This window comes from Enterobacter cloacae complex sp. P16RS2 (genome assembly GCF_014982155.1).
GTDB lineage: Bacteria > Pseudomonadota > Gammaproteobacteria > Enterobacterales > Enterobacteriaceae > Enterobacter > Enterobacter cloacae_M.
Window position 1 is genome coordinate 1 of record NZ_JADCKW010000061.1, and the last position, 12,648, is coordinate 12,648.

The 12,648-nt window shown below is 51.0% G+C and carries 13 protein-coding genes and 1 pseudogene; 5 read left to right on the forward strand and 9 right to left on the reverse strand.

Features of this window, described 5'->3' with window-relative positions; genetic code table 11:
* Positions 1-51: 51 nt before the first annotated feature.
* Positions 52-365: pseudogene (locus INF68_RS22405) on the reverse strand (Tn3 family transposase); the annotation flags it as partial.
* A 26-nt stretch (positions 366-391) separates the two neighbouring features.
* Positions 392-1,144, reverse strand: a complete 753-nt coding sequence (locus INF68_RS22410; protein WP_004729622.1) for a S9 family peptidase — start codon at positions 1,142-1,144, stop codon at positions 392-394.
* A gap of 240 nt (positions 1,145-1,384) precedes the next feature.
* Between INF68_RS22410 and INF68_RS22415 the strand changes: the two genes are divergently transcribed.
* The 3 genes from INF68_RS22415 (at position 1,385) to INF68_RS22420 (ending at position 3,611) form a co-directional block, all read left to right on the forward strand.
* Positions 1,385-2,254: a DMT family transporter gene (locus tag INF68_RS22415; protein ID WP_001567390.1), complete on the forward strand. Its 870-nt coding sequence runs from the start codon at positions 1,385-1,387 to the stop codon at positions 2,252-2,254.
* Positions 2,255-2,387: 133 nt separating this feature from the next.
* Positions 2,388-2,651: a hypothetical protein gene (locus tag INF68_RS23365; protein ID WP_227412949.1), complete on the forward strand. Its 264-nt coding sequence runs from the start codon at positions 2,388-2,390 to the stop codon at positions 2,649-2,651.
* Between the two features lie 42 nt (positions 2,652-2,693).
* Positions 2,694-3,611: a MalY/PatB family protein gene (locus tag INF68_RS22420; RefSeq protein WP_230354552.1), complete on the forward strand. Its 918-nt coding sequence runs from the start codon at positions 2,694-2,696 to the stop codon at positions 3,609-3,611.
* Positions 3,612-3,796: 185 nt separating this feature from the next.
* Here INF68_RS22420 and INF68_RS22425 read toward each other — a convergent pair whose 3' ends face one another.
* The 3 genes from INF68_RS22425 to INF68_RS22435 form a co-directional block, all read right to left on the reverse strand.
* Positions 3,797-4,570, reverse strand: coding sequence for an SDR family NAD(P)-dependent oxidoreductase (locus INF68_RS22425; protein ID WP_004729618.1), 774 nt, complete (start codon positions 4,568-4,570; stop codon positions 3,797-3,799).
* A 65-nt stretch (positions 4,571-4,635) separates the two neighbouring features.
* Entirely contained in the window at positions 4,636-5,337 is a 702-nt protein-coding gene (locus INF68_RS22430; protein WP_020277918.1) for a DsbA family oxidoreductase, read from the reverse strand.
* A gap of 65 nt (positions 5,338-5,402) precedes the next feature.
* Entirely contained in the window at positions 5,403-6,509 is a 1,107-nt protein-coding gene (locus tag INF68_RS22435; protein WP_006687059.1) for an alkene reductase, read from the reverse strand.
* Positions 6,510-6,722: 213 nt separating this feature from the next.
* Here INF68_RS22435 and INF68_RS22440 point away from each other — a divergent pair, with 213 nt between their 5' ends.
* A complete protein-coding gene (locus tag INF68_RS22440; RefSeq protein WP_002431133.1) occupies positions 6,723-7,052 on the forward strand; it encodes a co-chaperone YbbN in 330 nt (109 codons plus the stop codon).
* Between the two features lie 29 nt (positions 7,053-7,081).
* On the opposite strand, the gene INF68_RS22445 is transcribed toward INF68_RS22440, so the two are convergent.
* The 4 genes from INF68_RS22445 to INF68_RS22460 form a co-directional block, all read right to left on the reverse strand.
* On the reverse strand, positions 7,082-7,420 hold the full coding sequence (locus INF68_RS22445) for a carboxymuconolactone decarboxylase family protein (protein WP_000888080.1): 339 nt from the start codon (positions 7,418-7,420) through the stop codon (positions 7,082-7,084).
* A gap of 4 nt (positions 7,421-7,424) precedes the next feature.
* Positions 7,425-8,006, reverse strand: coding sequence for a TetR/AcrR family transcriptional regulator (locus INF68_RS22450; RefSeq protein WP_020277920.1), 582 nt, complete (start codon positions 8,004-8,006; stop codon positions 7,425-7,427).
* Positions 8,007-8,147: 141 nt separating this feature from the next.
* The gene (locus INF68_RS22455; RefSeq protein WP_000108589.1) at positions 8,148-8,705 is read right to left on the reverse strand and encodes an OsmC family protein; all 558 of its coding nucleotides are present in this window, start codon (positions 8,703-8,705) and stop codon (positions 8,148-8,150) included.
* Positions 8,706-8,889: 184 nt separating this feature from the next.
* The gene (locus tag INF68_RS22460) at positions 8,890-9,474 is read right to left on the reverse strand and encodes a recombinase family protein (protein WP_012695450.1); all 585 of its coding nucleotides are present in this window, start codon (positions 9,472-9,474) and stop codon (positions 8,890-8,892) included.
* Positions 9,475-9,633: 159 nt separating this feature from the next.
* Between INF68_RS22460 and INF68_RS22465 the strand changes: the two genes are divergently transcribed.
* Entirely contained in the window at positions 9,634-12,618 is a 2,985-nt protein-coding gene (locus INF68_RS22465) for a Tn3 family transposase (RefSeq protein WP_021242989.1), read from the forward strand.
* Positions 12,619-12,648: the final 30 nt, after the last annotated feature.

Below are 12,648 nucleotides of genomic sequence, written 5' to 3' on the forward strand. Positions count from 1 at the left end.
GGGAGTGACCATCTCATTAATTATCCCACGCTAAGACTATATTTTGTACAGCAGTGGAGAAGGATGAGAGACCAGCAGTTCATTAACAGGGACTCCTTTTTGCTTAAGCGGCTCAATGGTTCTTTCTATATAAACCGTATTCCAGAGTGTTATCGCCGCCGTATGTAGTGTCAGCGCCGGTGGCGTGGTAACGCTGATCCTCCCACCCCCAGATCCCTGATTTCATTCAGCCGGTGCATGAAGGATGCTCGCCCAAGGGCCTCACCCTTATTCAGCCCCGCCTGTATGCATCGGCCTAAGCCTTTATCGCAAAATCAGTCCAGCATAAACAGCGTCCGATCTCTGCAGAAAATCGCCCTCTGCGCTACGAGTTTGAACGCATTTACTCTGTTTATAGGTAACATTCGCTCCACGATATAATGATATCGGCAACGTATTCAGCATCCTGAGCATGAGTCAGAAGGTGATCCGCCTTACCCAACGAAATGAAACTCTTGGGATGCTTTGCTGCTTTGAATATTTTTTCGGCCTGCTCAATTAACACAGTATCATCTTCAGTCGCATGAAAAATAAGCAGAGGCTTGTTCATGGCGAACACCTTATGAGCGATTTTGTGTTCCTGAATATTGTCCAGCATCTGTTTCTTTAAGGTAAATACCCGCCCGGCCAGCTCAACGGGATAGGCTCCATGCTGGTTAATGTTTTCAACATCATCCTTAAAAAGACGTTTTACGTGTGTCAGTTCTCCGGGTGATCCTATGGTGACAACGGCCTTTGCCTCAGGAACTTCGCCGGCAATAGACAGAATGGCCGATCCCCCCAGGCTATGGCCGATGAGCAAAGAAGGCGCTTCGTACTGTCGGCGGAGATAATCTACCGCGCAAAGCAGGTCCGAAATATTGGATGAGAAGTTGGTGTTGGAAAAATCCCCTTCGCTGTTTCCCAGACCAGTAAAATCAAACCGGAGAACGGCGATAGCATTCTCTGTCAGTTTCCGCGCAATACGCGCCGCGCCTTTGAGGTCTTTGCCACACGTAAAACAATGAGCTAACAGCGCAAACGCTTTAGGATTTTCAGGAAGTTCAAGCAATCCGGCCAGTTCTTCACCAGCCGCATTTTTGAACGTAAATTTTAGTTTTTTCATAGGATATTCCAGGTCTTAAACTGATTTCATATGTTTGATCGCAGGGAAAAATAATCTTCTGCTCTGCATCTGGCATTACGCGTTTTCCTTCCTCTACTGGGGATGTGAAACAGAATTCATTCCGAATGCCTGTCCTCACCTTCCAGTTTGAAAGCTGATTATTGCTTCCTGTTCGGTGATCACTTACGCTATGCTACCAACTAGATGGTAGTTTACAAGAATTTTATGAGGTCTCACTGAATGGCCAATTGCGCGCTCATTCTTAAAATATCCCTGGCAATGCTGGCGTTTGCTGCAAACTCTATTCTGTGCCGTCTGGCCCTGCAGGGAGGCCACATTGATCCCCTTTCATTCAGCAGCCTCAGGCTGGCCAGTGGTGCACTCGTCCTGTCACCTTTCTTGTTTTATCACGCAAAAACTACATTATCGCTGTGGCGTCCGCTGAGCGGATTTTACCTCATGGTGTACGCAGTGCTCTTCTCTGTCGCCTATATCCATCTCGATACCGGGGCAGGTGCGCTGTTACTTTTTGGTGCCGTACAGTTTGCGATGGTGATCCACGGATTATTTAAAGGGGAATCACTCTCCGTTATGCGGGCTTGCGGTTTAGTTATTGCTCTGGCAGGAATTGCTGCCCTGCTGTTACCCGGGGCGAAGGCACCGCCGCTTTACAGTGCACTTATGATGATCGTTGCCGGATTAGCCTGGGCCGCCTATTCCGTCAGGGGGAGGGCGGGCCAGGCGGCCGGGGCTTCAACGGCGGCAAATTTTGTACTCGCCACGCCGATGGCTCTCGCTCTTTCGTTGCTGTTTATGAAGCAGGGTCACTATGATGCTGCGGGCATTGCTTTGTCATTGCTGTCCGGTGCCGCCGCCTCAGCCGGTGCATATGTATTGTGGTATACCCTTTTACCCTCTCTCGGCTCTATCACCGCCAGTACCCTTCAGCTCAGCGTTCCCTGTCTGGCAATGCTAGGGGGTGTGGTATTCCTGGATGAATCACTGACGGTCAGAACGATATTTTCTGCCCTGGCGGTGCTGACTGGCATTGTGATGGTGACACGCGAGAAATCCCCCCGTCAGTCGATGACAAAGGCGAGAGAACCTTAATAACGCAATTAATTCATGCAGTTGTGATGATTCTCTTATGTTAATCACACGAGCCAGTTTTCCCGCTCCGGCATCAGACTGACAGTAATACTGAGGTCGACGTTTCTGACTACACCTAAGGCAGGTTTATGAAATGAAATATGATTTTGATGAGTACGTAAGCAGAGAGAAAACAGACAGTCTCACCGTGGACGGCTGGCGGGAATACCTGTTTTCGGGACAGTCCGAATTTGCAATGCGGTATCCGGCAGAAGGGCTAATCAACCTCTGGGTTGCTGACATGGCTTTTGCCACACCAGAGCCGATTCTTCAGGCCATCAGAGACCGTCTGGATAGAAAAATACTCGGCTACACTAAAATCTACGACGAAGAATACTATGAGATCTTTGGCAGCTGATGTGAGCGACAATATGGTCACCGTTTCAAAACGGAAGACATTGTGCTGTCTCCGGGCATTATTCCCGCGCTGAACCGTCTCGTCCCGCTTCTGACCGACATGGATGACAGTATTCTTATTATGACGCCTTCATATGGCCCGTTTAAAAAGGCGGGTGAATACAGTCAGCGTCGCGTGGTGTACTCGGCGTTAAAAAAATCAGCAGGCGGCTGGGAACCTGACTGGGAAGACTTTGCACGCAAAGCCAGTCAGGCCGATTTACGTGTGAAAATTCTTTTCCTGTGTAATCCGCATAACCCGACCGGACGAGTCTGGCGGCCTGATGAACTTAAGCGGATTATTGAAATTTGCCTGGCCAATGACATCTGGGTGATATCTGACGAAATTCACTGCGACCTGTCCCGAAGCGGTATCGGTCATACACCGGCCGCCTCTCTTTTCCCTGATTCTACACGCATTATTACCTGCATGTCCTCGAGTAAAACATTCAATCTGGCCGGGAATTTGTTGGCAAATATCATTATTCCGGATCCCGGTGTCAGAAGCGAGTGGCGTCTCAGACACGACGAGTTCATCTCTCCACTGAGCCTGGCAGCAAACAAAGCGGCGTGGAGTGAATGTGATGACTGGCTTGTCCATCTGAGGGAATATATTGACGGCAATTTCCAGTACCTGCACGACTATCTCAAAAGCTATTTACCCGAAACCAGGTTCTCGATCCCCGAAGGGACATATCTGGCCTGGATAGATATTAGCCGCTACCTGCCCGACACCGCAGGTGAGGATTTATCGCTGTATTTTGCCCGGGAGTCAGGGGTCCTTCTTGAAGGGGGCTTGCTGTTTGTCGACAATGGGGACGGATATATCCGGTTAAATCTGGCCTGCCCACGGAGTATGCTGACAGCAGGGATGAAAAGAATTTCACAGGTACTGCGGATACCGGCTCCTCATCGTGTATAACCCCTTTCTCTCTGGCCGTTTTGTCCTGTCAGGATGTCGTCAGAACCCGGCATAACACCCTGTGCCGGGAACACAAAAGGCACGGATGAACAGGTCGTGAATATTCTTAGTGAAGCCTGCTGATGACATGTCTGGCGACAAAAAAATGCCGCCCTTAAGGGGCGGCTTATGCCAGCGTCACGGGGTTATCGTCTGACCGCCATGATGCCCGCATCGACATCCCAGATAGCGCCCGTCACCCATGAGGTTTTGTCAGACAACAGGAAGAGAATAGTGTTTGCCACATCTTCGGCAGTTCCGACGCGTCCCAGCGGGTGGAAATCGTTCAGCGACTTCATAGCATCTGCGATATCCGCTTTGTCCATGAAGCCTTCGTATATCGGCGTATGAACAATCCCGGGAGACACCGCGTTGACACGAATACCCGCGCTGGCCAGCTCAATCGCCAGATTACGCGTCAGGGCATGCAGACCCGCTTTTGCCATTGAATAGGCCGAGGCCGGCGAGTCACCCAGTGCAGCCTGAGCACCAATCGAACCGACGTTGACGATAGACCCTTCGAGCTTCGCGGCGAGCATGTTCTTCACGACATCCTGTGTAATAAAGAACGTGGCTCGGTTCAGCGAAAGATACATGTCATAATCGGCAAAGCTGTGCTCGGTAAATCCTTTGGGCATGAAGATACCGGCGGCATTCACCATCAGGCTGATATCGCGATGGTGAGCATTAATTTCCTGACGGATAGTTTCCATACCTTCTTCGGTCATCAGGTTCGCCGCGATGACCGCAACCGGTCCCAGAGGGCTCAGTTCTTTTTGCACCGCTTCGGCTTTGTCTTTTTTATTCCCGGTCAGCACGACACTGCCGCCCGCTTCCAGTACCATGCGTGCCACGGCCAGGCCCATGCCGCTGGTACCGCCGACGACGAGCAGTTTTTTACCTTTGAAAAAAGTGTTCATTTTCTGACTCCATTACTGGTGGGTAAGACGTTGCCGGCAGCGTGAAACTGCCGGCGGTTGACGGATTAAATACTGCAGCCATCCGTTCCGCAGGTCTGACCCGCAGTGGCTGAAAATTCGGTTTGCTGTTCATCCCAGACCTGACGCAGGGCATTCAAAAAGTTATCTGCTGCCTGAGCCCCGCTGATGGCATATTTTTCGTTCATCACAAAAACCGGAACGCCGCTGAGGCCAATAGACTGTGCGTGGGCTTCATCGTCGGAAACGGTGGCGCGAAAATCGTCATTTTCCAGGGCGGCTTCAGCGTCAGCTTTCGGCATACCGGCTTCTACGGCCATGGCAACGAGCTGCTGACGGTCAAAGAGAGAGCGACCTTCGGTGATACTGCCATGATAAAAACGTTCTTCCACCGTGTCCGCAATTCCGGCCTTACGCGCGGCAACCAGCAGGGTGTGTGCATCTTCTGTATCACCAAACATCATGCCGTCGAAGTTGTAGATCAGACCTTCAGATTTACCGGCGGTGCCCACCTGATTCATCATCAGCTCCGCTGAATGCTGACTGCCCAGCTTTTTAACGATGGCATCCTTAAAAGGCATCGCGGGAGTACCACCGGCCAGACGGTAGCTGTGATGGCGGATCACCACCTGGTCGCGAAATTCAAAGCGATTCAGACCCTGTTCAAATCTTTTTTTAGCAATCCAGCACCACGGGCAGACCAAATCTGACCAGATATCGATGGTAAGGGTGGGTTTCAGCGTTTGCATAATGATTCCTCAAAGACGTTGGGCGGTCGGTTCTCACTTATCAGAGAACCGCGACCGTATGGGATTTATTGCGCCTGCCAGACCGGGTAATCGGTATAGCCTTTTTCCGGGGAACCACTGACGCCGTAGTAGGTGGCGCGGTCACTTTCTGCCAGTGGCCAGCCGTTTTGCATTCTTTCAACCAGATCCGGGTTAGCGATGTAGGGCACACCAAATGCCACCAGATCCAGCTCATCATCTTCCAGAGCCTGCTCTGCGATATCACGGGTAAAACCGCCGGCAGCGATGATGGTGCCTTTAAACGTGTTGCGAAAACGGCGGCGGAAGCCTTCCGGAAGTGGCGCTTTGGTGTACACCGGCTGATAGTAAAGGTGTACGTAGGCCAGTTCCCGCTGACCGAGCGCGTCGGTGATGGCTGACCAGGTTTGCTCTTCACCTTCATACGGCGCGAGGTCATAAATGCGGCCGAACGGTGACAGGCGCACGGCAACGTGGCTGTTACCCACGGCTTCCGCCACGGCGTCAATGGTCTCCAGCAGGAAACGCTGACGATTTTCCACCGAGCCGCCGTATTCGTCGGTGCGGGTGTTCAGTTCGCTACTGAGGAACTGGTCAAAGATGAATCCGTTTGCCGCCATGATTTCCACGCCGTCAAAGCCGGCTTCCATCGCCAGGCGTGCGGAGTGCACGAAGTCTGCAGTGATGCGTTTAACTTCATGCGTTTCCAGCGCGCGTGGCTGGCTTGGTACAACCGGGCCCGGTTCTCCGGATTCGGTCAGCGCAAAAACGGTGGTATTGACCGCCTGAACGGTGCCCGCTGAAACCGGCGCTATGTGGCCTGGCTGAAGAGAGACGTGAGACATACGGCCGACGTGCCAGAGCTGCGCGAAAATACGGCCACCTTTGGCGTGAACCGCTTGTGTCACTTTACGCCAGCCCTGGACGTGTTCGTCGTTGTAGATACCAGGGGTATAAAGGTAACCCCGGCCTTCTTCTGAAACCGGCATCCCTTCGGTGATGAGCAGGCCAGCAGAAGCACGCTGTGCATAGTACAAAGCCACGACCTCATCCGGCACGTCATTCATGGTGCGGGTGCGGGTCATCGGTGCCATGACTACACGGTTTTTTAACGCCAGGCCAGACAGATTGTAGGGGGTGAAAAGCTTACTCATCGTATACCTCACAAAAAACAAAAAGGAGTATCCCGGCAGGGATTTGCACAGCCCGGCAGTATCATCGACTGGACGTCGCGCACTGGAGTTGCATAAACATCTGATGGGTGGCAATATACCAACCATCTAGTAGGTAGGTCAATGGGTGTGTCGTATTTTTTTGTCATAACGCAGCCATTCCTGAATTGTCACTCATTTTGCGAGGTCATCACCATGCGTACATTAACAGCTTATAACGAAGATAATTTCCGCCAGATAGAGCAGTACAAAGGAATATCGGTGGTACGTTTCTCTGCACCCTGGTGTCCGCCCTGTCAGGCCAGCGAAGAAATGTTCAGTCAGTTTGCAGACCGGCTCGATAGAGATATTCAGGTGGGGAAAGTCAATGTAGATCAGGCGCCGGTGCTGACAACCAAATACGAGATCTGGGGGCTGCCGTCTGTGCTGATATTTCATGAAGGGCAATTAGTTAAACGCATACCGGGTGTGAAACCTGCATCGGTATATGCTCAGGCTATTGCGGACATAAAAAAAGGGCAGTAATGCCCTTTTAACGTGGAATTTATTAATGCTTAACCGCGTGCCTGACCGACGGCATCCAGAGTGCGGGCTGAATAAATGACCGCCGCGCCAGCGTTGAGGTTAATCGCCACGCCCAGCGCTTCAGCAATTTCAGCGTCGGTTGCACCGGCTTTCACAGCGGCGTCGGCGTGAAAAGCAATACAGCCGTCGCAGCGGGTTGTGACTGCGCACGCCAGGGCAATGAGTTCACGCACTTTTGCGCCCAAAAGGTCAGTTTTGTTACCTGCGTTGCCCAGGGCAACCACGCCTTTCATGGTCTCGGGGGTCAGTTTGCCCAACTCGCCTAAACGTTGCATTAACTCTGAGCGATAGTTGTTCCAGTCCAGCATAGTGTCATTCTCCTGAATGAGGGGTATTAAGAAGCAGTTTTATATACTTAAGGCTGTTGGCGAAGACTTCGGGTCTGGCCGTTGCATGCGCCACTACGCTTGAGCCTTCACAGACATTAATGATCATCAAAGCAATATCTGATGGTTCGGCATGGGATGAAAACTCACCTGACTCCATGCCCGCCCTGACGACTTTTGTGAGCCACTCGATTTGCATATCGAAATAAAGTGATGTCTGTACAGTAATTGCCTGAGGCAGATTGGCGGTCTCTGCTGACAACGCACAACACAGTGGCAGTAGCGAAGCTTTATGGCTTTGCGCGAAGATATCGATGTAAGCCGCAATTCTTCTCTCCGCGCTTTTCTCAGTCGCCTCTATCTGCTCAAATACGCGTTGTGTATCAGAGAACGCCTGTATTACCACCTGCTCACCCAGAATATCTTTGGTCGGGAAATGGTGATGAATACTGGCCTTGGTGATACCCACTATTTTTGATAAATCAGCATAGCTGAATACTGAATACCCTTTTTCGCGCATCAGGTGTTCTGCTTCGCTGAGCAGCCGTTCCCGTGTCATGGTTGTCATAATTACTCCATATAATCTACTAGTTGATAGATTATATTGTTGCTATTTTTCCGTAGCAAGTTGTATCACTGACTCAGTATCGTGCAGAGCTGAACGTCACTGCCATCCTGCATTCTGAATGGCAGCATTACATCTCTGACATCACGCCAGGCGTGTAATCATTTCAACCGGATTAGCCAGAGTATCGTGGATTGGCGAATTCTTTTGCATTTCGCTGACCAGCGCTTCTAACTCCTCGCGACTGGCGGTCTTGCTCGTAAGGTGAACATCGACGCGAATAGATTTCGCACCTTTACGCACGTTGCTGTCCAGCCCAAGGAAGCCGTTGAGGTTGATATCGAAATTAAGATCCAGCTCGATACCGTCCAGGTCGATCCCTTTTTCAGCAGCCATCATGGTAAGGGTGGCGGTATAACAGCCAGCCAGCGCCTGCATGATGTATTCAGTCGGGCTCATGCCGGTATCGGTGCCGAGTAAACCTGCGGGTTCATCACCGATATTAGAAAATTTCCCCACACGGCTGGTATCGATAACGCCGTTCTGGATTGTGGCGCCGGTCTCTGTGCGAACGGTTAATCCGCCGCTGGAACGGGCTTTCATCTGGAAAGTCAGGTTACCCAGGCCAGGCTGGCTGCGAACTGCTTCACGGGTATTGTGGATCGCAGCTGCGTCTGCAGAAGGTTTAACGGTAGTAGACATAATGGCTCCTGTAATTTCTTGATAAAAGGTATAGCTGGTGTAACCAGCACCAATCATCTAGTTGGTAGATTAGTGTCGCGAACCTCTTTTGTCTACTCTTTTATAAAAAATAGGGGGAAAAGAACCCAGCAGGCTGTTTTATTTCATAATAACCATTTGATTTTTTTATAATCTTCCCAGCCGCTCACTCTTGCAGCAATCCAGCCTTTACCCGAAGGATAGTCTGGCGGGTGGTATTAAATTCCCGGGCAATAGCACTGATACTGATGCCAGCATTTAGGCGCTCTGTCACTGTTTGCTTTTGTTCCTCGCTCAGGATGGGGGGGCGACCGAAGCGTTTTCCAGCCGCTTTTGCCCTCGCAATACCTGAATACGTTCGCTCAAGCAGCAAATCCCGCTCAAACTCCGCTACAGCAGAAATTACCTGCATAGTCATTTTTCCGGCCGGACTGGTCAAGTCAACGCCTCCGAGTGCGAGACAATGAACGCGAATATCTAAAGCCGCCAGTTGCTCTACTGTTTTTCGGATATCCATCGCATTACGACCCAGACGGTCAAGTTTGGTGACAATCAGTACATCCCCATTTTCCATGCGATCTAGCAACCGGATAAATCCGGGGCGTTCGCTGGCAGCAACCGAGCCACTGATATGCTCCTCAATAAGTCGTTGGGATCTGATGGCAAAACCCGCCGCTTCAATTTCACGACGCTGGTTTTCTGTGGTCTGTTCCAGAGTTGAGACCCTGCAGTAGGCAAAAACACGTGACATGGGAAACTTTCCGTACGAAATGGATGTCCGAATTATAACGTGTGTCCGAAATTAATTTCACTAAGTTTCGGACATGTGCTGTAAGTGGTGTACGAAACCGACCGGTTTCGGTCACAGCGAACAAATAACAGATGAAAACTATACGCGAGGGAGGCATTTATGCCACGGCGACAGATACTGAGCAGCGAAGAGCAGGAACGCTTACTGGTTATACCAGATGATGAAATTATTCTGACCCGAATGTGTTTTCTGAACGAACCGGATATTGCGCTCATTAATAAGCACCGAAGGCCAGCGAATCGCCTGGGCTTTGCTGTATTACTCTGTTATCTGCGTGGACCTGGATTTATTCCGGACAAAAGCAGTGCTCCTCACAATGGCGTTGTATCCAGGGTTGCTTCCCGACTGAAACTTCAGCCTGATTTATGGCCGGAATATGCATCCAGAGAGCAAACCCGCTGGGAACATCTGACCGAACTTTATCGCTACCTGGAACTATCCCCGTTCAGCCGGTCAATGCAAAAAGACTGTATCCGTCATCTGCACCCCTATGCCATGCGAACTGACAAAGGATTTATGCTGGCGGAAGAAATGCTCAGCTGGCTACATAACAATAATGTTATTTTCCCTTCTGTTGAAGTGATCGAACGGACGCTTGCCGAAGTCGTCACGCTCGCTAACAGATCGGTATTTTCGACACTTACCGCGCAACTGGAAAAGCAGCATAAATCAGCACTCGACAGCCTGCTCATATCAGAGGGTGAACAACCTTCCCGTCTGGCATGGCTGCTACAGCCTCCGGGTAAAATAAACGGTAAAAATGTGCTGCAACATATCGACCGGCTTAATTCCATCGCTGCGCTGGGGTTGCCTGATGGTATTGCACTTTCCGTTCACCAGAACAGGTTGCTTAAACTGGCGCGTGAGGGCCGGAAAATGAGCAGCAGGGACCTGGCAAAATTCACCGATGTCAGACGTTACGCTACGCTGGTTTGTATAATAACAGAGGCCAGGGCCACCCTGACTGACGAAGTGATTGATCTGCACGAGCGTATCCTGGGTAGTCTGTTCAGCAGGGCAAAACGCACGCAGGCCGAACGGCTCCAGCAAACGGGAAAGCTTATTCAGAGCAAGCTGAAGCAGTACGTTACCGTCGGGCAGGCGTTACTTAACGCCAGAGAATCCGGGGAAGATCCCTGGACTGCAATAGAAGATGTCCTTCCCTGGCAGGAATTCATCAACAGCGTGGAAGAAACGCGGTTTCTTTCCCGTAAGGGCAATTTCGACGCGCTTCATCTGATCACCGAAAAATACAGTACGTTGCGTAAATATGCCCCGCGTATGCTGTCAGCATTGCAGTTCATGGCGACACCTGCGGCGCAGGCGCTCAGCGATGCGCTGGACACCATAACGGAAATGTACCGTAAACAACTTCGTAAAGTGCCGCCATCAGCGCCAACAGGGTTTATCCCTGAAAGCTGGCGAAAACTGGTGCTCACGCCTTCAGGCATCGACCGCAAGTACTACGAGTTTTGCGTACTGAATGAACTCAAGGGTGCATTACGTTCCGGTGATATCTGGGTAAAAGGATCGCGCCGCTACAAAAATTTTGATGATTATCTCATCCCGACTGCTGAGTTTGAGAAATCCCGACATAATGACCAGTTACAGTTGGCCGTTCAGACCGATAGCCAGGCATACCTTCAGGCCCGTATGACTCTTCTTGCATCTCGGCTGGAAGAAGTTAACGCGATGGCGCTTGCCGGTGATTTGCCCGATGTAGATATCTCAGATAAAGGCGTAAAAATCACTCCACTGGAGAACAGCGTTCCTTCAGGTGTTTCGCCCTTTGCAGATTTGGTCTATGGCATGCTTCCCCATCCGAAAATTACGGAGATACTGGAAGAAGTTGATAGCTGGACGGGATTTACGCGTCACTTCGCGCACCTCAAAAATAATAACGTCAGACCAAAAGACGGAAGACTGTTGCTGACCACCATTCTGGCTGACGGCATCAACCTTGGGCTGACAAAAATGGCGGAATCCTGCCCTGGGGCCACAAGATCGTCACTCGAAGGTATTCAGGCATGGTACATCAGGGATGAAACTTATTCAGCGGCACTGGCCGAGCTGGTCAACGCACAGAAAGAGCGGCCTCTGGCCGCATTCTGGGGCGACGGGACAACATCGTCGTCAGACGGGCAGAACTTTCGGGTAGGCAGTCACGGACGTTATGCCGGTCAGGTCAATCTTAAATATGGTCAGGAGCCGGGCGTGCAGATTTATACGCATATCTCAGACCAATACAGCCCGTTCTACGCCAAAGTGATCAGCCGGGTGCGCGACTCAACCCACGTGCTTGATGGCCTGCTGTACCATGAAAGCGATCTGGAAATTACCGAGCATTACACCGATACCGCAGGCTTCACTGAACATGTTTTCGCCCTGATGCACCTGCTGGGATTCGCTTTTGCGCCAAGGATCCGTGATCTTCATGACAAGCGGCTGTTTATTCATGGAAAGGCCGAGCGCTATCCGGGGCTTCAGTCTGTCATATCAACAACCTGCCTAAATATCAAAGACATTGAGTCGCACTGGGATGAGGTATTGCGCCTGGCAACCTCGATTAAGCAGGGGACAGTCACCGCATCACTGATGATGAAAAAGTTAGCCAGTTACCCAAAACAGAATGGACTTGCCAAAGCGCTGAGAGAGATTGGCCGCATCGAACGGACACTATTTATGCTGGACTGGTTCCGTGATCCCGGTCTGCGCCGACGCGTGCAGGCGGGGCTGAATAAGGGTGAGGCCCGTAATGCCCTTGCGCGAGCGGTCTTTTTGCACCGTCTGGGTGAAATAAGGGATCGTGGGCTGGAGAATCAGAGTTATCGCGCCAGCGGGCTGACATTACTGACAGCAGCGATCACGTTGTGGAACACGGTATATATAGAAAGAGCTATTGAGTCACTAAAACGAAAGGGTATCCCGATAAATGAGCAACTGGTCTCTCATCTTTCTCCCCTGGGCTGGGAACATATCAATCTGAGTGGAGATTACGTCTGGCGTAATAATCTTAAGCTGGGATCCGGAAAATACCGCTCATTACGTACAGTCGATACCGCTTTGTACAAAAAACAGTCTTAGCGTGGGATAATTAATGAGATGGTCACTCCC